This window comes from Arthrobacter globiformis (genome assembly GCF_030817195.1).
GTDB classification, from domain to species: domain Bacteria; phylum Actinomycetota; class Actinomycetes; order Actinomycetales; family Micrococcaceae; genus Arthrobacter; species Arthrobacter globiformis_D.
Map to the genome: position 1 here is coordinate 535,386 of NZ_JAUSYZ010000001.1, position 24,079 is coordinate 559,464.

At 68.0% G+C, this 24,079-nt stretch carries 17 protein-coding genes and 3 pseudogenes; 8 read left to right on the forward strand and 12 right to left on the reverse strand.

Features of this window, described 5'->3' with window-relative positions; translation table 11 throughout:
- Positions 1-14: 14 nt before the first annotated feature.
- Positions 15-806: an IclR family transcriptional regulator gene (locus QF036_RS02495; RefSeq protein ID WP_307098929.1), complete on the reverse strand. Its 792-nt coding sequence runs from the start codon at positions 804-806 to the stop codon at positions 15-17.
- A gap of 61 nt (positions 807-867) precedes the next feature.
- Between QF036_RS02495 and QF036_RS25205 the strand changes: the two are divergent.
- Positions 868-987: pseudogene (locus QF036_RS25205) on the forward strand (alpha/beta fold hydrolase); the annotation flags it as partial.
- A 69-nt stretch (positions 988-1,056) separates the two neighbouring features.
- On the opposite strand, the gene QF036_RS02505 reads toward QF036_RS25205, so the two are convergent.
- From QF036_RS02505 to QF036_RS02535, 7 genes and pseudogenes are all read right to left on the reverse strand, one after another.
- Entirely contained in the window at positions 1,057-2,481 is a 1,425-nt protein-coding gene (locus QF036_RS02505; RefSeq protein ID WP_307098932.1) for an NtaA/DmoA family FMN-dependent monooxygenase, read from the reverse strand.
- A gap of 10 nt (positions 2,482-2,491) precedes the next feature.
- On the reverse strand, positions 2,492-3,643 hold the full coding sequence (locus QF036_RS02510) for an LLM class flavin-dependent oxidoreductase (RefSeq protein WP_307098934.1): 1,152 nt from the start codon (positions 3,641-3,643) through the stop codon (positions 2,492-2,494).
- On the reverse strand, positions 3,640-4,518 hold the full coding sequence (locus tag QF036_RS02515; protein WP_307098936.1) for a DUF1684 domain-containing protein: 879 nt from the start codon (positions 4,516-4,518) through the stop codon (positions 3,640-3,642). Before QF036_RS02515 ends, QF036_RS02510 begins: the two co-directional genes overlap by 4 nt.
- A pseudogene (locus tag QF036_RS02520) lies at positions 4,496-5,662 on the reverse strand (LLM class flavin-dependent oxidoreductase). The gene QF036_RS02515 and the pseudogene QF036_RS02520 overlap by 23 nt, the downstream one beginning before the upstream one ends.
- Positions 5,659-6,681, reverse strand: a complete 1,023-nt coding sequence (locus tag QF036_RS02525) for an ABC transporter substrate-binding protein (protein ID WP_307098937.1) — start codon at positions 6,679-6,681, stop codon at positions 5,659-5,661. The pseudogene QF036_RS02520 and the gene QF036_RS02525 overlap by 4 nt, the downstream one beginning before the upstream one ends.
- 9 nt (positions 6,682-6,690) lie before the next feature.
- Positions 6,691-7,515, reverse strand: a complete 825-nt coding sequence (locus QF036_RS02530; RefSeq protein WP_307098939.1) for an amino acid ABC transporter ATP-binding protein — start codon at positions 7,513-7,515, stop codon at positions 6,691-6,693.
- 5 nt (positions 7,516-7,520) lie between these two features.
- Positions 7,521-8,579: an amino acid ABC transporter permease gene (locus QF036_RS02535; RefSeq protein WP_307098942.1), complete on the reverse strand. Its 1,059-nt coding sequence runs from the start codon at positions 8,577-8,579 to the stop codon at positions 7,521-7,523.
- 246 nt (positions 8,580-8,825) lie between these two features.
- On the opposite strand from QF036_RS02535, the pseudogene QF036_RS25210 reads away from it, so the two are divergent.
- Positions 8,826-9,347: pseudogene (locus tag QF036_RS25210) on the forward strand (FAD/NAD(P)-binding protein); the annotation flags it as partial.
- Between the two features lie 1,407 nt (positions 9,348-10,754).
- A complete protein-coding gene (locus QF036_RS02545) occupies positions 10,755-11,279 on the forward strand; it encodes a GNAT family N-acetyltransferase (RefSeq protein ID WP_307105737.1) in 525 nt (174 codons plus the stop codon).
- Here QF036_RS02545 and QF036_RS02550 read toward each other — a convergent pair.
- The 4 genes from QF036_RS02550 to QF036_RS02565 all read right to left on the reverse strand — a co-directional run bounded on the left by QF036_RS02550 (position 11,228) and on the right by QF036_RS02565 (position 17,864).
- Positions 11,228-12,517, reverse strand: coding sequence for an ammonium transporter (locus tag QF036_RS02550; RefSeq protein ID WP_307098944.1), 1,290 nt, complete (start codon positions 12,515-12,517; stop codon positions 11,228-11,230). The two genes, QF036_RS02545 and QF036_RS02550, sit on opposite strands and share 52 nt — an antisense overlap.
- Positions 12,518-12,641: 124 nt before the next feature.
- Positions 12,642-13,829, reverse strand: a complete 1,188-nt coding sequence (locus QF036_RS02555; protein WP_307098946.1) for a hypothetical protein — start codon at positions 13,827-13,829, stop codon at positions 12,642-12,644.
- Positions 13,826-16,033: a multicopper oxidase family protein gene (locus QF036_RS02560; RefSeq protein WP_307098948.1), complete on the reverse strand. Its 2,208-nt coding sequence runs from the start codon at positions 16,031-16,033 to the stop codon at positions 13,826-13,828. The genes QF036_RS02555 and QF036_RS02560 overlap by 4 nt, the downstream gene beginning before the upstream one ends.
- 277 nt (positions 16,034-16,310) lie before the next feature.
- Positions 16,311-17,864, reverse strand: coding sequence for an FG-GAP-like repeat-containing protein (locus tag QF036_RS02565; RefSeq protein ID WP_307098950.1), 1,554 nt, complete (start codon positions 17,862-17,864; stop codon positions 16,311-16,313).
- A 144-nt stretch (positions 17,865-18,008) separates the two neighbouring features.
- Between QF036_RS02565 and QF036_RS02570 the strand changes: the two genes are divergently transcribed.
- The 5 genes from QF036_RS02570 (at position 18,009) to QF036_RS02590 (ending at position 24,075) form a co-directional block, all read left to right on the forward strand.
- Complete coding sequence (locus QF036_RS02570) at positions 18,009-19,019, forward strand: LacI family DNA-binding transcriptional regulator (protein ID WP_307098952.1); 1,011 nt, start codon at positions 18,009-18,011, stop codon at positions 19,017-19,019.
- Positions 19,020-19,124: 105 nt separating this feature from the next.
- A complete protein-coding gene (gene araB, locus QF036_RS02575) occupies positions 19,125-20,879 on the forward strand; it encodes a ribulokinase (RefSeq protein ID WP_307098954.1) in 1,755 nt (584 codons plus the stop codon).
- A complete protein-coding gene (locus tag QF036_RS02580; RefSeq protein ID WP_307098955.1) occupies positions 20,876-21,586 on the forward strand; it encodes an L-ribulose-5-phosphate 4-epimerase in 711 nt (236 codons plus the stop codon). The genes araB and QF036_RS02580 overlap by 4 nt, the downstream gene beginning before the upstream one ends.
- Positions 21,587-21,643: 57 nt before the next feature.
- The gene (gene araA / locus QF036_RS02585; protein ID WP_307098957.1) at positions 21,644-23,164 is read left to right on the forward strand and encodes an L-arabinose isomerase; all 1,521 of its coding nucleotides are present in this window, start codon (positions 21,644-21,646) and stop codon (positions 23,162-23,164) included.
- Complete coding sequence (locus QF036_RS02590; RefSeq protein ID WP_307098959.1) at positions 23,161-24,075, forward strand: aldose 1-epimerase family protein; 915 nt, start codon at positions 23,161-23,163, stop codon at positions 24,073-24,075. Before araA ends, QF036_RS02590 begins: the two co-directional genes overlap by 4 nt.
- Positions 24,076-24,079 lie beyond the last annotated feature (4 nt).

Sequence of the window (24,079 nt, forward strand, 5' to 3'; positions counted from 1 at the left end):
TTCCCGGCGGGGCCCTACGCCTCGCCCGGAAACCGGCCGCCGATCAGTCTGGTCATGTGCTCGGCGGTCGCAAGCAGCGGCTCCACCCAGGCCTCACAGATCTCCAGGGGCATGCGCAGGGTCGGTCCGCTGATGGTCACCGCGCCCACCAGTCCGGCCGCGGAGTCGAAAACCGGTGCGGAAAGCCCGGAAGCCCCGTGTTCGCGCTCACCCACCGTAATGGCAAAGCCGTCCGTCCGGGTCTGCTTCACCACGCTCTCCAGGTCTTCGGAACTGGTAATCGTGGACTCGGTGATCGGCACCAGCGGATCCTTGAGGACGGCGTCCATGAGCTCAGGATCCCACGCCAGCAGGACCCGTCCCGCGGAGCCTGCGTAGAGCGGGAGCACCTTGCCAAGATGCATCTCCCGGCGCAGTGCGTGGCGGGTCTCAGCCATGGCGACGCACACCCGGTAATGCTGCTCGGCCTTGAAGAAGCATGCCGTCTCGCCCGTGGTGTCCCGCAGGGTCTTTAACAGGGGGCTGAGAACGTCGATGACTTCCATGCCCCGCGTGGCCGGAGCCGCCCAGTATGCCATCCGCATGCCGATGCGGTAGGCATCCTCCTCCCGGTCCAGGAAGCCCTGGGAAGTGAGGTTGGTGACCAGCCGCTGGACGGTGGAAGTGGGCATCCCGGTGTACTCCCGGATGTCGCTCAGCGAGAGCACCGGACGGGAGAGCGAGAAGGCATCCAGGATCGACGTGATCTTCCCCAGGACGAGCAGGGGGTTGCTGCTGGATTTCGCTGAAGCATCGGCTGCCGACATAGGACTCACGCTAGACGGTGGCTTCACCACGGTCCAATTTCGCTGGCCAATCCCACAGCCCTACGGCACGCAGGCTTTTGCGGCGGACGCGGTTGCGGTTCTCGACGCGGCCGGCGTCGGCAAGGCGCACGTCTACGGGCACTCGATGGGTGGCCGGGTCGCCCAGTGGATGGCCGTGGACTTCTCGTCCATTGCTCCGTAGGTGCCCTTTTGGAGCGTGAAAAGGGCACCTACGGAGCAACCGACCGGGTTAGAGGAGCTGCTCCCCGACGGTCAGCTGGAGCCGGACCGTGTCGGCGTCCTGCCGGACCGGGGTCGCCAGGCCGAGGTTCTCCCGCAGCGTGGCTCCGGCGTACTCCGTCGGGTAGACGCCTCGCTCCTGGAGGGCCGGGACGAGGTGGTTGACGATGTCGTCCAGGCCGGTGGGGATCAGCCACGGCGAGATGTTGAAGCCGTCCACAGCGCCGGTGCGGGCATACTCCGCCAGGCGGTCCGCCACTTCCGTGTAGGAACCCGTGAAGCTGGAGTCCCCGCGGCTGGTCCGGGCGGAGACGAACTGCCGGATGCTGAGGCCCTTGTCCTTTGCTTCGGCGCGCCACTGGTCCGCCAGCTGCTTGGCCTTGGCGCCGTGGAAACCGCTGCCGCGGGTCTCGGAGGTTTCCTCCACCACGGGGTCGATGTCCGGCAGCGGCCCGTCGGGATCGAAGCCCTGAAGTTCGCGGCCCCAGAACTGTTCGAGGTACGCGATGGCTTGCTCGGGGCCGATCTGCAGGCTCCGCACCCAGTCCTTCTTCTCGAGTGCTTCCTGCGGGGTCGCGGCGAGGATGAACTCGCTCGCGGGCATGATCTTGACGTCGTTCGCGCCGCGGCCGGCCCTGACCGTGCGCTCGACGATGTCGCGGCGGAAGTCGAGGGCGTCGCCGAGCCGCGGATGGGCGGAGAAGATGACGTCGGCCTGCCGGGCAGCGAAGTCGCGTCCCTCCGGCGAGTCCCCTGCCTGGAACAGCACCGGCCGGTACTGGGCGCTGCGTGGCAGCCGGGGCACGTAGTCCACTGTGTAGTGCTTGCCCTGGTGGTGCACGGGCCGGGCCGAACCGGGGGCGGCCCAGGCGGGGGCGGCGGGCGTTTCGGCGATGGCGCCGTCCTCCCATGAGTCCCAGATCCGCTTGGCCGTGGTGACGAACGCTTCGGCGTGGACGTACCGGTCGGCGTGGTCCAGGTAGCCGCCGCGGCGGAAGTTCGCGCCGGTCCATGCGTTGTCCGTGGTGACCACGTTCCAGGCAGCACGGCCGCCGGAGAGCAGGTCCAGGCTTGACAGCCGGTGTGCCAGATCGGCGGGGTCGTTGTACGTGGTGTTCTGCGTGGCCACCAGGCCGATGCGGGTGGTCACGGAAGCCAGGGCGGCCAGCATGGTCTGCGCGTCCGGCCGACCAACGACGTCCAGCGCGTGCGGGCGGCCGAGGTGCTCGCGGAGCCGCAGCCCCTCACCGAGGAAGAACGCGGCGAACAGGCCCCGCTCCGCGGTCTGGGCGATGCGGCGGAAGGATTCGAAGTCCGTCTGAGATCCGGATTCCGGCGACTTCCAGACCGTACCCGAGTTCACGCCCTGGAAGAAGATGCCGAGCTGCAGCTTACCGGAGGGCACGAAGCCGTTGCCGATGTGGGTGTCTGTCATGGGTCTCTCCCTAGTTATCAGTCACGGAGGGCGCGGATACGGCGGCATACCGGCTGGCAGGCCGCGGCAGGCCCAGCAGGTCCCGGAAGGTGGAACCGGGCTGCCGCGGTGCCAGCACGCCCTGGCGCCGGAGGGCAGGAAGCACCAGCTGGGCCAGCTCCTCCAGGTCCACGTCCAGGACCGCGGGGTGGAGGCGCACTCCGTCGGCAGTCTCCAAAACGGAGGCCAGCAGTCCAGTGAGCTCCGCTGCGGTGCCAACAAAACGGGCGCGGCTGCTCCGCCAGGGAGTGTGTGCATCCAGCTCGGCGAGACGCCCGGCCGCGCTTTGCCCGCGGGCGTCGAGGACGACGTCGAGCTCGGCGATGATGGCCGCCGCGGGAGCGGCGGCGCGGGCCTCGGCAATCTCGCCGGCCAACAGCTCGGGCGTGGGCGCAGAGACGAGCACGGCGTCCGCCGCCCCGGCGGACAGCTGGTCCGCGCTCAGCAGGCCGGCCGGTGCGAGGACCGGCAGCTGGCCCTGCAGCGGACGGGGGATGATGGACGGCCCTTTGACGGAGTAGCCGGCCACACTTTCAAAATCGACGTAGTGCAGCTTGTCGGCATCGATGTACCGGCCGGTGGCGACGTCGCGGATCACGGCGTCGTCCTCCCAGGAGTCCCAGAGCCGGTGGCCGACCTCGATCGAATCGGCGGCCTCCCGGCCCAGCCCGTCAGCAGGGACAAAGGAACGTCCGACGGCGGCAGCGTCAGCCGCCTGGTCCGAGGCAGCCACCAGCCAGCCGGCGCGGCCGCCGGACACGTAGTCCAGGCTGGCCAGCTGCGTCGAGATGTGGAACGGCTCCGTGTAGACCGTGTCCACCTCCGGGACCAGCACGATGGAACCCGTGACCGGCCCGGCAAAGGCCGCGCGCTGGAGGGCGTTCAGCCGGCCGGGGATATCGCGGCCGCCGGGCTCCGAAGACGCGGGCGTCAGTGATCCGTCCGCGAACGTGGCCACGTGAAACCCGGCCGATTCGGCGGCCAGCACCGTGGCGCGGACCCGGGTTCCGTCCAGCAGCTCCGCGGGGGCGTGCCGGGCCTTGCGCCAGGCCGCGGGGTGCCCGCCGTCGCCGTCCAGTTCAAGCGCGAGGAAACCAGTCGAGGGGTGGGCTGCAGTGCTCACTGTCCGGCCTGCCTTTCGTGGGGGATCTGTTCGCCGGCTTCGATGGCCACCGGCAGGCGGTTTTCGGCCGGCGGCAGCGGGCAGGTGGCGAGGTCGGTGTAGGCGCACGGCAGGTTCACGGCGCGGTTGAAGTCCAGGGTCACGCGGCCGTCCGCATCCGGTGCGCCCACCGTGAGCGAGCGGTTCGCCGCGTAGGTGGTCTTGCCGGACGTCGCGTCCGTGAACAGCACGGACAGGGTGCCCGGCGCGTGGCCGTTGAATGCCGTGAGGGTGAGGTCCCGGCCGTCCAGCTCGAACCGGATCTCTCCGGGTGCCTCGTACACGTGCACTATGCCCTCGACCGCGGCACCCACGGTAGTGGGCCGGGGCGACTCGAAGGCCACGTAAACGCCGTCGACGACGAAGCGCGGGTCCGGCGCGTAGGCCGGCGTGCCGCGGTAGTCGTTGAGCAGGGCGTTCTCCGGGTGCCGCGGCCGCACGATGTATTCCCCGCCGCGCTTGGCGAGTTCGACGACGGCGGGACCCGCCGTGAGGTTGGTGCCCTCACGTTCGGCGATGGGATCGAATACGACGGCGGTGCTTTCGTCCTTAACTGCACTGTCGTTCAGCTCCCTGCCGTCCCGCAGCAGGCTTTCGCCGGCCTCCAGAACCACGGTGACGGCGTCGTCCTGCACGCTCCAAATGCCCGGAACCCCCTCGAGCCGGGAGGGTTCCGCATCCAGCCAGTGCAGGTGGGTGACGGCGAGGAAGCCGTGGGGATCGGCGCGGCGGCGCTCATGCGCGGCGTGCCACTGCTCCCATGCGGCGGCGAAGGCGGCCGCATCCTGTTGATCGAGCCTGTCGAGATCCGGTTCAGTGTGCGTAGACGTAGGCAATTTCGCTCCTGTGGTTGTCGTGGTCGGTGGTGACGGCGGAGGCGGCGTCCGGTTGGGTGGCCCCCGCAAAACCGGGACGGTTGCCAAAGGGATCCGCGGACTCCCAGAGGGTGGTGGGGGCTGACGCGCGCACTGCCGGGACGACCTCGAGCGCGAACCGCTCCAGGATGTCCAGCTGCTGCTCGAAGGGCAGGGTGGTGGGCAGCGAGATGGACTGCAGGCTGTGCCCGTACAGCTCGTGGTAGCTGAGGATCTTGTCGATCACCTGTTCCGGGCTTCCAACGAGTGCCGGGCCCTCCGCCACCGCGTGGTTGATGTCCCGGAACGGCGAGTTGTTTCCGGGAACGTTGCGCCCCGCCGTGAGTCCCTCGTACACCGGACCGTATAGGCGCTTGGCCTCCTGCGTCGTGTCGGCAATAAAGACGCCGCCGGCCCCGCTGCCCGAGCCGAGGTAGCGGTGCCGCGGATCGTGGCCGTGCCGTTCGTACTCCGCCACGTAGTGGTCGATGAGCACCTTATAGTTTCCCGCGGCTGGATGGCGTTCGCGGTGAACAGCGGATCGCCCCAGCGCGCGGCCAGCGCCGCCGACGTCAGCGTTGTAGCAGACCCGTGCCAAATCCGCGGGGAACCGGCGTAAGGACGGGGTGTGGTGGTGGTTTTATCGGACAGCACCGGACGGAAGCGGCCGGACCACGTGACGTTCTCCTCGCGCCAGAGCCGGCGCAGCAGGACGTACTTCTCCTCCAGCAGGTCCCACTGGTCCGCCAGGTCCAGGCCGAAGAGCGGGTACTGCAGCACCTCGTTGCCCTTGCCGATGACCAGTTCCAGCCGTCCGCGGCTGAGCTGGTCGATCGTGGCGTAGTCCTCGGCCACACGCACCGGATCCAGGACGGACAGGACGGTGACCCCGCTCTGCAGCCGGATCCGGGAGGTGACGGCGGCGATGGCGGCAAGCACCGTGGTGGGGGAGGACGAGATGAACTCCCCGGCGTGCCGCTCACCCACGGAGAAGCTGTCATAGCCGAGCTCCTCGGCGCGCCGTGCGGTCTGCACCACCTGGTTAAGCCGCTCGGCAGTGGAGACGATCTCCCCGGTGACCGGGTTTCTTCAGGTGCGGAATGATGTCCAGGACCTGGAACTTCATTTCGCCGCACCCGTCTGCGTGCTCGCGAAGTTGGCCTCGGTCACCGTCTTGGATTCCGGCAGGGCCTCCTCGGACAGTCCCCAGCGGTCCAGCACCCTGGCGTACGAGCCGTCCTTGATGGCCGAGTTCAGTGCCTCGGTGATCACCGGTGCCAGGCCGTTGCCCTTGAGCGTGGTGGCGGCGACCAGGGTCTCCGACGGCCAGCCGGCGTTGACCTTGCCAACGATCTTAAGGTCGTCGCGGGTGTTTTCCCGGTAGACGGTCGAGGGGTAGGGTGCGATGTTCAGGTCGGTCCGGCCGGAGGACAGCGCCAGGATGGTGTCGGCGTCGGAGGAGTAGTACTGCAGGCTGGCGGGCTCCTTGCCCTTGGCCTCGAGCTCCTTGTTCCAGGCCAGCAGGATCTTCTCCTGGTTGGTGCCGGAGCCCACGGAGACCTTCAGTCCGGAGATGTCGTCGGCGCCCCGGATGTTGTAGGACAAGGACTTCTTCGCCTCGAAGCCCATGTACGCGGCCCGGTAGCTGGCGAAGTCGAACAGCTTCACCCGGTCCTTGTTGATGCCCACGTTGGAGAACACGGCCTCGAAGTCGCCGGACTGGGTTTTCAGCGGCCAGTTCTCCCAGGAGGTGACCTGGACGTCGAGCTCCAGGCCCAGCTTGTCCGCCACCAGCTGGGCGATGTCCAGTTCGGAGCCGATGGGCGTCTTGTCGTCCGTGGCGTGGAAGGACAGCGGGATGGAGCCCGCGGTGGTGGCCACCGTGAGCTTGCCGTCCTTGCCGATCAGCGCCGGCACCTTCGCGGCCAGCGCGGCGTCCTTGTCGGCGCGGATCCGCTGCTGGTCCGGTGAGGTGTTGTAGACGACGCCGTTGCGTGCCGCCGTCGTGGCCGCACCTGATGAGGCGCCGGTTGAACCACCGGAGGCGGAGGCGCCGGGATCGGAGCAGGCGGACAAGGCCGCGGTGCCCAGCAGCGTACCGACAAGAACGACGACGGGCAGTTGCCGGGTGGAGAAGAGTGCCATGGGTGTTCCTTAGATGTTGAAGGCGGGCTCGATCACCTTGGAGAAGAAACTCCTGGTGCGTTCTTCCTGGGGATTGGTGAAAATGTCCTGGGGTTTGCCCTGTTCGACGATCTGGCCCTGGTCCATGAACACCACGGTGTCCGCCACGTCGCGGGCAAAGCCCATCTCGTGCGTGACGATGATCAGGGTGGTGCCGGATTTGGCCAGCTCGCGGATCACGTCCAGCACCTCGTTGACCAGTTCGGGGTCAAGGGCGGAGGTGGGCTCGTCGAAGAGCAGGATCTTCGGATCCAGGGCCAGGGCCCGGGCAATGGCGACGCGCTGCTGCTGGCCGCCGGAGAGCTGTCGGGGGTAAGCATCGGCACGGTCCCGCAGCCCCACCCGGTCCAGGAGTTCCAGGCCGCGCTCGCGGGCCTCGGACTGGGACCGTCGGGGTTTTCCGGGGCGCGGCGCGACGACGGGCGCTTCGGCCACGTTCTCCAGCGCCGTGAGGTGCGGGAACAGGTTGAAGTTCTGGAACACCATGCCGATTTCGGTGCGCTGCTTCAGGATGTCCCTCTCGGGCAGCTCGTGCAGCTTGTTCCCTTTGACCCGGTAGCCCACCAGCTCGCCGTCGATGGCGATAAACCCGGCATCGACCTTTTCCAGGTGGTTGATGGTCCGCAGCAGGGTGGACTTCCCGGAACCCGAAGGGCCGACGATGACGGCCACGCCGCCGGGCTCCACTGTCAGGGAAATGCCCTTCAGGACTTCGGTGGGGCCAAAGGACTTCCGGACCTTGGTGATTTCCACCAGCCCGCGCGTGGCGGCGGGGGCCTCAAGTGTTGTGCTCATCGGAATCATTTCCTTCCGGCGGTGTTGACCGGGGTGTGGGTGGCGAAGAACTTCCGGGCCTTCTGCAGCGGTGTGAGGGGCAGGGTGCGCACCGCGCCCTTGGAGTAGTGGCGTTCGATGTAGTACTGGAACACGCTGAGCACGGAGGTGATCACCACGTACCAGAGCGTGGCCACGAGCAGCAGGGGCAGGACCTGCTGGGTGCGGTTGTAGATGACCTGGACGGTGTAGAAGAGCTCCGAGTAGGCCAGGACGTAGACGATCGAGGTGCCCTTGACCAGTCCGATGATTTCGTTGAAGGCCGTGGGCAGGATGGCGCGCATGGCCTGGGGCAGCACGATCCGGGTGGACCTGCGCCAGGCGGGAATGCCCAGGGCGGCCGCCGCCTCGAGCTGGCCCTGGTCCACGGACAGGATGCCGCCGCGGATGATCTCGGCAGAGTAGGCGGCTTGGTTCAGCGTCAGGCCGAGCACGGCGGCCGCGAACTGGCTGATCAGGGTGGTGGTCTGCGCCTCGAAGAACCGGATGTCCGTGAACGGGATGCCCAGGCTGATCTTCTCGTAGAGGTAGCCCAGGTTGTACCAGAGGAGCATCTGGACCAGCAGTGGCGTGGACCGGAAGATCCATGAGAACGTCCAGGACACGGAAACCAGCAGCGGCGAGGCGGACAGCCGCATGAGGGCGAGGATGAAGCCCAGAATGAAGCCGAGCGCCCCGGAGATGGCCGTGAGCTTGAGGGTCTCCACCAGGCCGTTCACCACGGACTTGGCGGTGAACCACTGGGCGACCACGCCCCATTCCCAGCGCGGGTTCGTTGCCAGGGACCACACCACGGCAGCCACCCCGAGTGCCACCAGCACGGTGCCCACCCAGCGCCAGGGACGGCGGGCAGGGACCAGCCGGTAGTCGGCGTAGTCGACGGCGGCACGCAGCTCGGCGGGGCGGGCCGGCTCCGCCGGAGACGGTGTCCCGGCGGTGGCCGGCGCGTCATGGGGGGATAGCGCCTCAGATGGGACCGGTGCCTCAGGTGTGGACTGGGACGTCCTGGTTGCTGCTGAACTCATGCGCCATCTCGCTTCTTCCGGTCAGTCATTCGGGGTAGTTGGCTGCAAATCTAGGTGCGCCCCGAACGTCCGGCAAAGCGCTCCGTTGCAATCGTTCACGCGGCTTAGCGGGGCGTCATGAGACGAATTCTTGCGCTGATTTACCCGCCGTTACGCGGGGTGAACGGCCGTGACAGGGCCCTCGACGGGTGGTTTGTCCAGACCCTAGATTGAGGGCTCCGAGCCCTTTCTCACCAGGAGTTTCCGATGCCAGCGCAGCACCCATCCGTGGTCTTTATCGGCGGTGGCCCGCGGACGGCCGGCATCCTCGAACGGCTCGCGGCCAACAGGCCCGGGTTCACGGACGGCCCGATGCAGATCCACATTGTGGAGCCGTATGAACCCGGTTCCGGCAGGATCTGGCGCTTCGACCAGGAGCCCGGCATCATGATGAATTCCACCGCGGCGGATGTCACGATGTTCACCGACTCCTCGGTGCTGTGCGACGGGCCGCCCATCGACGGGCCAGGACTGGCCGCGTGGGCTGCCGGAGTCCGGGACGGTTCCATCACCGACGTGCCCGCCATGCCGCCGCACCTGCAGGAACAGCTGTGCTCGCTGACGGGCAGCTCCTTTGCCACGCGGCAGCTGCAAAGCAAGTACCTCGAGTGGTTCTTCCGCCGCGCGGTCCGCGCCCTGGGCAGCGACGTCCGCGTCACCGTCCACCGCGACACCGCGGTCAGCGTCGAACCGCGTGACGGTGGCAATTACGACGACGGCGGGTACAGCGTGCGGCTGGCCGGCGGAGGCACGCTGCACGCCGACGTCGTGGTTACCGCCCTGGGGCACACCGACGCGGAGCCGGACCCCCGCTCCGCGGCCTGGACCGATTTTGCGGCCCGGAACGGCGGGTTCCACGCGGCACCCAGCTACACCACCGACGTCGATTATTCCCCCATCACCCCTGGCCAGGACGTCATCGTCTCCGGCATGGGACTGGCCTTCGTGGACCTGCTGGTGCTGCTCACCGAAGGCCGGGGCGGGCGCTTTGAAGAGACGTCCGACGGCGGGCTGCGCTACCTTCCGTCCGGGGCCGAACCCAGGCTCTGGGCCGGGTCGCGCCGCGGTGTGCCGTTCCACTCCAAGATCTCCGTGGCACTGCGCGGCGAGCCGGCGGGGGCACCCCGCTTCTTCACGGCAGACGCCGTCGGCGCGCTTCTGGCGGAGCACGCTGAACTGGATTTCCGCGCCCACCTCTGGCCCCTGATCGCGAAAGACGCCGGCTACGGCTACTACCGGGAGCTGTTCACCGGCAGCCCGGAACGCGTTGCGCTGGGCTGGGACGAGTTTGCCGTGCGGTTTGCCGCCCTGGACTGGTACACCAGCGCGCGGCACGAGCTCGTCGCCGCGGCAGTGCCGGACTCCGGGCTGCACCTGGACCTCGAACGGCTGGACCGGCCGTTCGGCGGGCAGATCTTTGCCGGTCACGGTGACGTACAAGAAGCGGTGGCAGCCTACATCGAGCATGACCTCGAGCTGCGGACGGGACCGGACCACCCTGAAACGCTGGCACTGTTCATGGCACTGCTGAAGGTGTACATGGAACTGGGCAGGATTGTCCCGCCCGAACGGCTGAACGCGCGCTCGCAGGAGGAGGTGCACGGCTGGTGGCACGGGTTCTTCAGCTTCGTGGATTCCGGCCCGCCGCCCCGCCGGCTGCGTGAGATGCTGGCCGTCCACCGCGCCGGGCTGCTGCACTTCCTGGGACCGGGACTTTCGGTTGCCGCCGACGACGCCACCGGCGAGTTCGTGGCGACGTCGGCGCAGACACCGGTGAGCGTGCGCGCGAAGGCCTTCATCGAGGCGCGGCTGCCCGGTCCCGCCGTGGCACGCTCCGCCAACCCGCTGCTCCGCTCGCTGCACGGCACGGGCCTGGGCGCGGAGCAGCACCTGCTCACGTCCGACGGCGCCCACTCCACCGGCCGCCTCCTCGTCACCTCGGGCCACCGGATCGTGGGCCGCAGCGGTGATACCCGGAGCCGCCTGTTCGGCATCGGCCCCGGGACCTCCGGCTGGGGAGCGGGCGCATTTGCCCGGCCCGGCACCAACGCGGCGCCGTTCCGGGAGAACGACGCCCTGGCCCGAAGGATCCTTGCTGCCGTGTCCGTTCCAGCCCTCACCGTCCTCGAACTGCCCATGCACGATCCCCGGGTCCGCCCGCTCCTGGACGAGCTCGCCGTCGAGTATGAGACCCGCTACGGCGACCTGTTCGGCCGGGGCGCGGCGGCGGAGGAACTGAACAGGTACCCGGCCGAGGAATTCGAGGCGCCGGGCGGCGCCCTGCTGATCATCCAGGAGAACGGCGAGTCCGTGGCCGGCGGGGCTTACCGCCGCTACGACGCGGAAACCGCCGAGTTCAAGCGGATCTGGACGCACTCGGCGCACCGGCGGCGGGGCCTGGCCCGGCGGGTGCTGGCGGAACTGGAGCGGCTTGCCGCGAAGCGCGGGTACCGCAGCGTCTACCTCACCACGGGCCCGCGCCAGCCGGAGGCCAAGCACCTGTACCTGAACACCGGGTACACGGCGCAGTTCGACCTCACCGCCGACCCCGAAACCATAGGTCCGCTGGCGTTCACGAAGGACCTGGCTGTCCTTGCAGGGGGCCAGGCTCAGGACCGGGGCGCGGAGCCCAGGTTCACGGGGTCTTCGTCGGTCAGGTAGGCGAACTCGGAGTGGGCGGCGATGTCGATGCCGCGCAGTTCGTCCTCTTCGTGGATGCGCAGGCCCATGGCCATGTCCACCACCTTGGCGATCACCCAGGTCAGCCCGAAGGAGTAGACCAGCACGGCAACGGTCGCGAGTGACTGGATGCCGAGCTGTGTCAGGCCGCCGCCGTACAGCAGGCCGCTGACGCCGTTGGGCGCGCTGTCGGTGGCGAAGATGCCAATCAGGAGCGTGCCGATGATGCCGCCCACGAGGTGCACGCCCACCACGTCGAGTGAGTCGTCGAAGCCGAGGCGAAACTTCCATTCGATCGCCAGCGAGCAGACAGCACCGGCGATGGCGCCGATGGCCACGGCGCCCAGCGGGCTGACCGCACCGCAGGCGGGGGTGATGGCCACGAGCGCGGAAACCAGCCCCGAGGCTGCGCCCATGCTGGTGGTGGCGCCGTGCCGGATCCGTTCAACGAGAGCCCAGGCGAGCAGGCCTGCGGCGGCCGCCACGGCAGTGTTGAGGAACACCACCGACGCCGAGTGGCCGGCGGTCAGCGCGGAGCCGGCGTTGAAGCCGAACCAGCCGACCCACAGCAGGCCGGCGCCCACCAGCACCAGGGGACGGCTGTGGGGCTTGGAATGCTCCATCTTGGGCCAGCCGGAGCTGCGGCCCAGAACCAGTGCCAGGGCGAGGGCGGCGGCACCGGCGTTCATGTGCACTGCTGTTCCGCCGGCGAAGTCGATGGCCTTGATGCCGTTGGCGATCCAGCCGCCGGTCACCGAGCCGTCCGCTGAGTTGAACGCGAAGACCCAGTGCGCGATGGGGAAGTAGACCAGTGTGGCCCATATTCCGGCGAACACCATCCAGGCGCCAAACTTCATCCGCCCGGCAGCCGCACCGGCAACCAGCGCGGTGGTGACGCAGGCGAAGAACAGCTGGAAGGCCGTGAACAGCGCCGCGGGCAGGGAGGCGTCGGGGTTGTCTGTCAGCATCGGCTCGAGGCCTGCATACTGCGTGATGTCCCCGATCAGGCCCAGGCCGTTCACGGAGTTGCCAAAGGCCATCGAGTATCCAAAGAGTGCCCACAGCACGGCCACGAGGCTGGCCCCGCCGAAGCACATCATCATCATGTTCAGGATGCGGCGCGACCCCACCATGCCTCCGTAGAAGAGGGCCAGGGCGGGAATCATCATGCATACCAGCGCAGAACTTGCGAGGATCCAGGCAACATCTCCAGCGTTCACGTCGAACTCCACTCAAGAAATTGGTGTGTGGCATTTTGCTGAGACCGGACGAATGCCGTTGTCCCCACAACATAGAGCGCCGGAAACCGCAGTAGGTTTCGGGCATGTAAATTGCTTGTTACCGCTAATGCGTGGCGCCGTGGGTGATGTCCCCTGAGCGTGGCAGCTCGCCCAACCAGCCGGGTACCGCTCCGCCCACGCCCAGGGAGCCAACGGCGATTGCCCCCACCACGGCCAGTGCGCGGAGGTGGGCCGATGCCGCGGTCCGCCCCGCCGGCCGGACGGTACCCCCGCGCCCGGCGCGGAGCAGGACGACGGCGATCACCAGGGTGCCCAGCTCGAGGAGACCCGCGGCTACATCGGCCAGGCCCACAGGCTCGGGCACGTTGGAGTTGGGGCCGAACGGCAGCCCGGACGTGCGGGACCAGACCCACAATGCCAGCGGCACCACTGCGGCGGCCGCGGCGGCAACAAGGACGCTAAGCCCCGCCCGTCCCAGCAACAGGACGCCGCAGGCTATCTCCGCCATCGCCAGGGCAAGGAAGAAGGCGCTGGCGACAACCCAGTGGTTGAGGTGGTCGGGTATGACTGCGAGGTGGATGGCAGCGCAGCCGAACAGTGCCACCGCCGCCAGCATCTGCCTGAGGCCAGTGGCGCTGAGGTCCGTGGCGCCCGTCCGGGCGCGGCCGGCCCGCATGCGGCGCGGGGTGCGCTCCGGCGTCGCCTTCTGCTGCCGGCTCACGTCCAGACGCCCGCCCCGGATGGCCACCGTCCACCCGGTCACCACGATGTTGGTGGCCAGGAGCAGGCCGGCGCCATAGCCAAAAGCGGCAAGCTGCAGTCCCAGCGACGCCTGGTCGAGCTGCCGTACGGACTGGACGGAGGACGCATGGTGCAGGGTGCCCATGAGGTCGTGCTGCAGGGCATAGTCCCAGGCTTCACTGACGGCCAGCGTAGCAGTCCCGGCCAGGGTGCCGGCCGCTGCAATCAGCAGGGCCGTCGTGAAGAATGCCTTCCTGCCCGCCAGCACCGGCCCGAACCACCGCAGCGCCAAGGTCACGGCCGCAATCACAGCTAGGACAAACACCGGGAGCAGCACGGTTGACTCCCGAAGCCAGCTCGCAAACGGCTCCTGGGTGCGCTCGATGGCACCCACGGCGCCCCTGAGGGACACCATCCAGAAGCCGTCGGCGTAGGCCATCATCGCCGCCAGCGGGATGACCGTGAGCCACGGGACCGCGGGGCGGGCCGGCGCCTGGGCGCCGGTCCCGCTGCTGCTCCAGCTGGCGGTGCCCGCAGGTACCGCCGTCATGGCGTGATTTCCCAGCCGAACATCATGGCGTGGTCCTCGTGCGCAAGGTTGTGGCAGTGCGCCACATACGGTCCCACGAAGTCCCGGAACCCGCGGTAGATGATCACCGACTCGCCGGGATCCAGGGCCACCAGATCCTCACGTGACACATCGTCCGGATGGCCCTTGTCACCGCCGCGCGTCACGTCCCTGCCGTTGCGCATGACCGTCCGGTGTTCCTCCATGTGCAGGTGGAAGGGATGCACCCAGCCGCCGCCGCCGTTGCGGATTTCCCAAAGGTTGTAGCTGCCCTTCTTCTGCTGCGCGAGCGGTGAACGACCTGCGCGGTTCTTGAGGCTGGTGGCTACCGTATTTGGGATGAAGGGCTTGCCGTTGATGAGCCATTCGGTTTCGCCGCCGCCGGAGCCACGCTCCACCTCGAAGATCAGCCGGTTGTCCAGCATGGTCTGCCAGTTGCTGGGCAACGGCGGAAGATCTCGCATCTTCACGGGGATCTGGCTGTCGTCGGGAGCGTCGTCGCCGATCACAAACTTCAGGACCGGGACTTTGTAGGCGGGGTCGGGGGAGAACCGGGACGAGTTGGTCCACATCCGGCCGTTGGGCATCTTCATCACGTTGGTCAGGTAGATGACGTCGCCCTTGGTGGTCGGGGTGCCGTCCTGGTACCGGCTGAAGTCGACAACCACCTCGCGGCGCTTGGCCGGCCACAGCTCAAAGGAATCGCGCTTGATCGGGAACGGCAGCAGCCCGCCGTCGGAGGCGATCTGGGTGAACTGCATGCACTGCTGGGCGTCCGGGATGCGGTACTGGCCCTCCAGTTCGTCGCCCTTGTAGCCCAGGGACACGGCTGTCTTGGGACCTTTTGTCGAACTCATCAGCTTGAACTCGTAGATCCGGGCAATGGAGGCGTCCAGGAAGCGGAAGCGGTATTTGCGCCGCTTCACCTCCAACACCGGGTTGGCGGTGCCGTTTACGGTGAAGATGTCGCCCACGAACCCGTGGTTGGGGAAGTGCTTGTAGAAGGTCTTGCCCCACCACTCGGGGTGCTTGGCGGGGTTTTTGGCGTCCGGGAACTCCTTCTGTATGTCGTGGATGTCCTGGTGCGTCGTGACACCGTCGTCGAGGCGGCAGTCGTAGAAGGCCAGCGGGATATCGTAGTCGACGTCGAAGGACCCGTCCGGGTTGTCCTTGCGGACACCCGGGAGCCGGAGGCCCTGGCGCTCATCGCCCATGTCCATGCCGTTCTTCGGGTCGTAGATCGGGTAGAGGCCCACCATGCCCTTGTAGACGTTCGAGCCGGTGTGGTCCATCCGGTGGTCGTGGAACCAGAAGAAGCTTTGCTTCTCCCGGTCATCGCCGCCGGCGGGCCAGTTCAGGTACAGGTTGTCGCAGGAGCTCTGGGGCAGGTAGCCCTCGTACTTGGGCCCGCTCACCATGGTGTAGTGCGGGTTGCCGTCGCTCTCCGGTGCCGTGTGTCCGTTGTGGAGGTGGGTCAGGAAGGACCAGTCCGGCGAGCCGAAGTCCTGGCGGTCCAAGTTCAGCGGGTTCTCGTCCAGGTGGTTCTCGAACCGCACCAGCGCCGGCTTGCCGTACTCCGCATTGATCATGGGGCCCGGGAAGGTCCCGTTGAAACCGTAGATGGTGCTGAGCGGCAGCGTCCGCTTGGTGCCGGCCGGGTACGTCTTGCGCTTCTCGTCGAAGGAAATCGTCGGCCGGCCGTTCGCGTCGATGGGCAGCACCTGGGAGGTGGTGAAGGCGTGCTGCCGCAGCAGAATGTCGATCTTGTAGACCAGGGGGTCCGGATAGCCCAGTTTGGAGGGCCAGATCTGGTGCTGCTCATTCTTAAAGGAACTCTGCTGGCCCTGCCCGGGGCCGGGCGGATCGTTCCACTCGGTGTAGCCCTTGGTGAAGCCGTCGCCCACGGCCGGCGTCGGGGCCAGGGCCTTGGGAATGGGCAGTTGGTCCTTGAACGGCGTCAGGATCAGCGGGCTGGTGGGGAATGCCTCGATGTAGAACAGCAGGTCACCGAGGGCCGTAGACGAAGCGGCGAACGCGCCGTCGGGCGAAAGGAGTCCTTTCTGCGCGAGCAGTGGTCCTGCCCAGCCCTGGGCAGCGACGAGGGCGGCACCGGCGCCTCCGGCCGCACTGAGCCGCAAGAGATTGCGGCGGGACACTTCGTTCGTCGTTGCGGTTTCTTCTGACATTGGTATGCGCCTCCTTCGGGGCAAGAAGAATGGCCTGCTGGCCCCGGTATTCGAGCTTTCTCAGGGTCTGCCCCCGGCGGTTTCTGCACCGGGAAATCCTGGCCTTGCGGAAGCTGGCTGCGCTTGTCGTTGCCCCGCGCAACTACAGTGCGGGCCGGGGCTTGGGAAAACATTGGACGGGTGCGGTGCATACCCCTCAATGAGATGGGTATAAGGGGGGTGGCCGTCACAGGGCGGAGGCCAGGCTAAGAAGCCGCGCTGGCTGGAACCGTGCTGGCTAGAACAGCGGCGCGAGCCCGTTCCAGCCCGCGCTGATACGCAGGCGGGAGGCGAACTGCCCCGTGCCCAGTCCGGGATACAGCCAGAGGACGCCGGCTGCATCGCGCGCCAGCAGGTCCGGATTGCGGTCGCCATTGAAGTCACCGGGGCTTACGACGGCGGTCATGGCGTTCCAGCCGGCGCCCACCCGGACGCGGGGGAGCCAGCCGCCGGTGCCGCTGCCGCGGTAGAGCCACAGGACGCCGGTGGCTGTTTCCCGCGCGAGGATGTCGGCGGCGCCGTCGCCGTTCATGTCGCCCGGACCCACCAGGGCATTGAAGCTGTTCCAGCCGGAGCCCACCCGGATCCGCGGCAGGAACGCGCCGGTGCCGTTGCCGCGGTACAGCCAGAGGAAGCCGGTGGCAGTCTCGCGGGCGAGGATGTCCACACGCTGGTCGCCGTTGAAGTCGCCCGGGCCGATGATGGCGCTGAAGCTGTTCCAGCCGGTGCCGAGCCGGATCCGGGGCAGGAACCCGCCGGTGCCGTTGCCGCGGTACATCCACAGGTATCCGGTGGCGGCTTCCCTGGCAAAGACGTCCTGCGGGCCGTCGCCGTTGAAATCTCCTGGTGTTTCAAGGGCGCTGAACCCGTTCCAGCCGGTGCCGATGCGCACGCCGGGCAGCCGGCCCCCGCGGCCGTTCCCCGGGTACAGCCGCAGCTCGGCCGTCGCCGTCACCCGGGCCAGGATGTCCGTGTTCCAGTCACCGTTGAAGTCGGCAGTCGACCGGGACAGGGTAGACGCCGGAACAGGCAGGGGAGTGAAGGCGTAGGGGTCGCAGGTCAGATCGTAATCCCGGACGTCGTCGTACCACTGGGAAAGGTACACGCGGCCGCCGGAGAAGCTGGGGGAACGGCAGAGATTGAGGGCTTCGCCGGGGAAATCCAGCCGGCCGGCGGTGGCCCACACCGGAACGCCGGACAGCCGCCAGGAACCGGTGATGCTGGCCCAGCCCGAAGCAAACGAGTACAGGCCGTAGGAATAGCCGGAATCCCGCAGCCCGCGCATGAGGCCCTCGACGATGTACCGGTTTTCGCGCTGCTGCGCGGCGCTCGCGGTGGGCCACGGCTGGGCGGGGCGGGGCTCGACGTCGATCCACACCACGCGTGGCGCAAACCGGACCCGCGCCAGGCTGGCAATCGCAAATCGTGCTTCCGCATAGCCGACGTTGGAGAGCTGTCCCGCCCGGGTGGCGGCAGACCACGGTCCCTGGGACCGGTAGGTGGTGAGCTGGGCGGCCGTGGGGAAGGCAGCCATGGTGTAGGCCTGCGTCGGCTTGCGGTTGGCGGACGCCCAGGCGACCTGGCTGGCCAGGCACGGGTTCTCGGTGAAGGGCAACCCCTTCGTCAGGCCGATGACCACAAACTGGGACGACGCCGGCGGAAGCGGCAGGCCAAAGCCGCCCACCGCCGTCGGGCATTGGGGCCAGGAGATGTCGTGGCCGTTGAGCGACACGGCGCGTGCGGGAGTGGCGCCGGGCAGGTATCCAAGGAGGAGGGCGAACAGGAGCAACACGCCCGCCAGCATGTGCCGTGCGGAAGATCCGGCCCCAGAATGATGAACTTTTCCGTCCATCGCCAGTGCTCCTTTTGTTCCCATCAGTTTACGTCCGGCCGCGTCCATTCGTCCTGAAGGCTGTGGTTCACGCACAATTACCCCATGGCAAAAAGCAATGCCCGGCTGCCCCGGCTTGAGGACGTGGCGGAGCGCGCGGGAGTCTCGCACCAGACCGTGTCCCGGGTGATCAACAACCATCCCAACGTCAGCAAGGCCACGCGCGAGCGCGTCGAGGCCGCCATTGCCGAGCTGGGCTACCGGCGCAACACCGCGGCGCGGAGCCTGGTTACGCGGAAGTCGCAGACCATCGGCGTGCTTGGCAGCGAGCTGTCCCAGTACGGTCCCGCCAACACGCTGCTGGGGGTGGAGCAGGCCGCGCGCGACGCCGGCTATTTCGTGAGCATTGCTGCGCTGAGGTCGGTGAGCCGGGAGGCGATTTTCGATGCCATCCGGCACTTCCTGGACCAGTCCGTGGACGGCATCGTGGTGATCGTGCCGCATTCCGAGACGCTTCTTGCCCTGGCCGAGCTGAAGCCCGGCGTGCCGGTGGTTGCCGTGGGCTCCCTCGGCGGTGAGGGGGTGAGCGGCGCCATGGTGGACCAGAAGCGGGGGGCTGAGCTCGCCGTCGGGCATTTGATTGAGCAGGGCCACCGCCGGATTGGCCATGTTGCCGGTCCGCAGGACTGGATTGATGCGGCGGAACGCGCCGCGGGCTGGAGCGCGGCACTGCGCTCGGCCGGGCTGGATGACAGCCTCGTGGTCGAGGGGGACTGGAGCGCGGGCAGCGGCTACGAGATCGGCCGGAAGCTGGCCGCCGAACGGACTGCCACCGCGCTGTTCGTGGGCAACGACCAAATGTCCCTGGGCCTGCTCCGCGCCTTCAACGAGGCCGGCGTGCGGGTCCCCGAGGATGTTTCGGTCGTGGGTTTCGACGACCAGCCGGAGTCGGGCTACTTCACCCCGCCGCTCACCACCGTGCGCCAGGACTTCGAGGAGCTGGGCAGGCGCTGCATGGACCTGATGCTGAGCGCCATTGCAAACGGCGACACGGTAAGCACCACTGTGGTGGAACCCGAGCTGGTCGTCCGCCGGAGCACGTCCGCCCCGGCCTGAGGGCAAGATCCCTGAATCGGTGATCCTTGGCACTTGACGCAGTAAGTTGTTAGCGCTCACAATGGTTTCAGCCCGATAAGCAGCGGGCCTTTATCTGGAGGATTCATGGACGTCACAGCAGACGGCAGCGAAAACTATGTCATCGGGGTGGACTACGGCACCCTGTCCGGCCGGGCCGTGGTTGTGCGGGTCCGGGACGGCAAGGAACTCGGCAGTGGCGTGTTCGACTACCCCCATGCGGTAGTCACGGAAGCGCTTCCGGCGGATGTGGCAGGCGTGGCAGATGGAACAGCCGCCCGGCTTCCCGGTGAATGGGCGCTGCAGGTGCCCAACGATTACCGGGACGTGCTCCGGCACGCTGTTCCCGCCGCGATCGCGGACGCCGGGATCGACCCGGCCGCCGTCGTCGGAATTGCCACGGACTTCACCGCCTGCACGATGGTGCCTGTCAAAGCGGACGGCACCCCGCTGAACGAACTGCCGGGCTACGCGAACCGTCCGCACGCCTACGTGAAGCTGTGGCGCCACCATGCCGCCCAGGGCCAGGCGGACCGGATCAACGCGCTCGCCGCCGAGCTGGGCGAATCCTGGCTGCCGCGGTACGGCGGACTGATCTCCTCCGAGTGGGAATTCGCCAAGGGGCTGCAGCTGCTGGAGGAGGACCCCGAAGCCTACGCCGAAATGGACCACTGGGTGGAGGCCGCCGACTGGATCGTCTGGCAGCTCTGCGGCAACTATGTCCGCAACGCCTGCACTGCCGGCTATAAGGGCATCTACCAGGACGGCCACTACCCGTCCGATGACTTCCTCGCCGCCCTGAACCCGCAGTTCAAGGACTTCGTCAGCGCCAAGCTGGACCACACCATCGGCCGCCTGGGCGACGCCGCCGGCTACCTGACCGCCGAGGCCGCCGCCTGGACCGGACTCCCGGAGGGCATCGCCGTTGCCGTCGGCAACGTGGACGCCCACGTCACCGCCCCGGCTGCCAAGGCCGTGGAGCCGGGCCAGCTCGTCGCCATCATGGGCACCTCCACCTGCCACGTGATGAACGGTGCTGAACTGCATGAGGTGCCGGGCATGTGCGGCGTGGTGGACGGCGGCATTGTCGACGGGCTCTGGGGCTACGAGGCCGGCCAGAGCGGCGTGGGTGACATCTTCGGCTGGTTCACCAAGTACGGGGTTCCCCCGGAATACCACCAGGCCGCGGCTGCGGCAGGGCAGGGCATCCACGAATACCTGACGGACCTGGCCTCCGGGCAGGCGATCGGCCAGCACGGCCTGATCGCCCTGGACTGGCACTCGGGCAACCGCTCCGTGCTGGTGGACCACGAGCTCTCCGGCGTGGTGGTCGGCCAGACCCTGGCCACCCGGCCGGAGGACATCTACCGGGCCCTGCTGGAGGCCACGGCCTTCGGTACCCGCACCATCGTGGAGGCTTTCCGGGATTCCGGCGTGCCGGTGAAGGAATTCATCGTGGCCGGCGGCCTGCTGAAAAACCGGCTCCTGATGCAGATCTACTCGGACGTGACCGGCCTGCAGCTCTCCACCATCGGTTCCACACAGGGCCCGGCCCTGGGTTCAGCCATCCACGCGGCCGTTGCCGCCGGCAAATACCCCGATGTCCGTGCCGCGTCCGAAGCGATGGGCGCCGCACCCGGTGCCGTCTACACCCCCATCTCGGAAAACGTCGCAGCGTACGACGAACTGTTCCGCGAGTACCGGACCCTGCACGACTACTTCGGCCGTGGAACCAACGACGTCATGCACCGGCTCAAGGCCATCCAGCGCAGCGCCGTTCAGCCGGCTAACGCCCAGTCCCTGCTTACCGAGTCCTTCAACGCTGAGGAGGTTCCGGCATGAGCGCCCTGCTGGAAACCATTGTCCGTATCCGCCGCGAGGTCTGCGACCTGCACGCCGAGCTGACCCGGTACGGCCTGGTGGTCTGGACCGCCGGCAACGTGTCCGGCCGGATCCCCGGATATGACCTCATGGTCATCAAGCCCTCAGGCGTCTCCTACGACGACCTGACCCCCGAACTGATGGTGGTCACCGACCTTTACGGCGTCCCGGTCAGCGGTACCTCCAACGGCGGGGACGGCACGATAGTTGAGTGGGGCAACCCGGCCCTCACGCCGTCGTCGGACACCGCCGCGCACGCCTACGTGTACCGGAACATGCCCGAGGTGGGCGGGGTGGTCCACACCCACTCCACCTACGCCACGGCCTGGGCGGCGCGGGGCGAGGAGATCCCGTGTGTGCTGACCATGATGGGCGATGAATTCGGCGGGCCCATCCCGGTGGGTCCGTTCGCCCTGATCGGCGACGATTCGATCGGCCAGGGCATCGTGGAGACGCTCAAGAACTCCAACTCCCCGGCGGTGCTGATGCAGAACCACGGCCCGTTCACCATCGGCAAGGACGCCCGCGCGGCGGTCAAGGCCGCCGTGATGTGCGAGGAGGTGGCCCGCACGGTCCACGTCTCCCGCCAGCTCGGCGAACCGCTGCCCATCGACCAGGGGCAGATCGAGTCGCTCTACGACCGCTACCAGAACGTATACGGACGCTAGGTCCGCCCCCGCCGCCGCGGCGGCCCCGCACACCCAAGACTTTCAAAGGAGACACCAATGTCCAGCGCCAACAACACCTCGCTCGAGCACTACGAGGTCTGGTTCCTCACGGGCAGCCAGCACCTGTACGGCGAGGACGTGCTGAAGCAGGTGGCGGCCCAGTCGCAGGAGATCGCCGCCGCCCTGAACGACTCCTCGGAGGTTCCGGTCAAGCTCGTCTGGAAGCCCGTGCTGACGGACTCGGACGCGATCCGCCGCACCGCGCTGGAAGCCAACTCGGACGATTCGGTGATCGGCGTGACGGCGTGGATGCACACCTTCTCCCCGGCCAAAATGTGGATCCAGGGCCTGGACCTGCTCCGCAAGCCCCTGCTGCACCTGCACACCCAGGCCAACGTGGAACTGCCCTGGGCGGACATCGACTTTGACTTCATGAACCTGAACCAGGCCGCGCACGGCGACCGCGAGTTCGGCTACATCCAGTCCCGTCTGGGCGTGCCGCGCAAGACCGTCGTGGGCCACGTGTCCAACCCGGAAGTGGCCCGCCAGGTGGGCGTTTGGCAGCGCGCCTCCGCCGGCTGGGCCGCCGTCCGGAACCTGAAGCTGACCCGGTTCGGGGACAACATGCGCAATGTCGCCGTCACCGAAGGCGACAAGACCGAGGCGGAGCTGCGCTTCGGTGTCTCGGTCAACACCTGGTCCGTCAACGAACTCGCCGACGCCGTCCACGGCGCCGCAGAGTCCGACGTCGACGCCCTGGTGGCCGAGTACGAGCGGCTTTACGACGTGGCGCCGGAGTTGCGCTCAGGTGGAGCCCGCTACGAGTCCCTCCGCTACAGCGCCCGCATCGAACTCGGGCTGCGCAGCTTCCTCGAAGCCAATGGCTCCGCCGCCTTCACCACCTCCTTCGAGGACCTCGGCGAGCTGCGGCAGCTGCCCGGCATGGCCGTCCAGCGGCTCATGGCCGACGGCTACGGTTTCGGCGCCGAGGGTGACTGGAAGACGGCCATCCTGGTCCGCGCGGCCAAGGTCATGGGTGCCGGACTGCCCGGCGGCGCCTCCCTCATGGAGGACTACACCTACCACCTGGTGCCCGGCCAGGAGAGGATCCTCGGCGCGCACATGCTGGAGGTCTGCCCCTCGCTGACCGCCACCAAGCCGCGCGTCGAAATCCACCCGCTGGGCATCGGCGGCAAGGAGGACCCGGTCCGCATGGTCTTCGACACCGACGCCGGCCCCGGCGTCGTGGTCGCATTGTCCGACATGCGTGACCGCTTCCGCCTCGTCGCGAACGCCGTCGACGTCGTCGACCTCGACGAGCCGCTGCCCAACCTGCCGGTCGCACGCGCCCTCTGGGAACCGAAGCCCGACTTCGCCACCTCCGCGGCCGCCTGGCTCACCGCCGGGGCGGCGCACCACACGGTTCTTTCCACCCAGGTGGGCGTGGACGTGTTCGAGGACTTCGCCGAAATCGCCCAGACCGAGCTGCTCACCATCGACGAAGGCACCACCCTCAAGCAGTTCAAGAAGGAACTGGCCTGGAACGCCGCCTACTACAGGCTGGCCGGCAGGCTGTGACCGAATACGGGGCTGGGGTCGAATTCAACATCCGGGCGGGGGAGTACACCGCCGTAATCACGGCACGGGCAGGTGCCCTGCGGGAGCTGCGCCACCGGGGACGGGACCTCATCGTTCCGTTCCCGGCGGGCGGGCCGATCCCCGACTACCGCGGCATCGTCGCGGCGCCCTGGCCCAACCGGATCGCCGACGGCCGCTACACGTTCGACGGCGCCGAGCATGAGGTGCCGGTCAACGAGCCGGAACGCGGCTGTGCCCTGCACGGGCTGGTGTTCCCCCTGGACTGGGACCTGGAGTCGCAGAACGGGTCCTCAGTGACGCTTTCCTGCACCGCCGGTCCGACGCCGGGCTACCCGCATACTGTGCGGATCGTCGTCGAGTACCGGCTGTCCGGGGAGGGCCTGTCCAGCCAGGTCACGGCGGTGAACGTTGGCGGCACCGCGGCGCCCTACGGGGTCTGCCCGCACCCCTACCTGGTCGCCGGTCCGTCGCCCCTCGATGAGTGGACCCTCGAAATCCCCGCGGGGGAGTTCCTCGAGGTCACCCCGGACAGGCTGTTGCCGAAGGAAACGCGCAGCGTGGAAGGCCACGAGTTTGATTTCCGCGTGCCGCGCGCCATCGGCGCCACGGAGATCGACCACGCCTTTACGGACATAGCGTTCGACGGCGGCGGGCAGGCCCGCGTGCTGGTCCGGGATCCGGGCGGAACCGGCGTCGGAATGTCCTGGGACCGCACGTGCCAGTGGCTCCAGATCCACACCGCCGACAAGCAGCCCCCGGCCCCCAACCGGCTGGGCCTCGCCGTGGAACCCATGACCTGCCCGCCCGATGCCTTCAACAGCGGCGTGGACCTGATCCGGCTCGAGCCGGGCGCCACCCACGAGGCATCCTGGAGCATCTTCGCCAGATGACCAA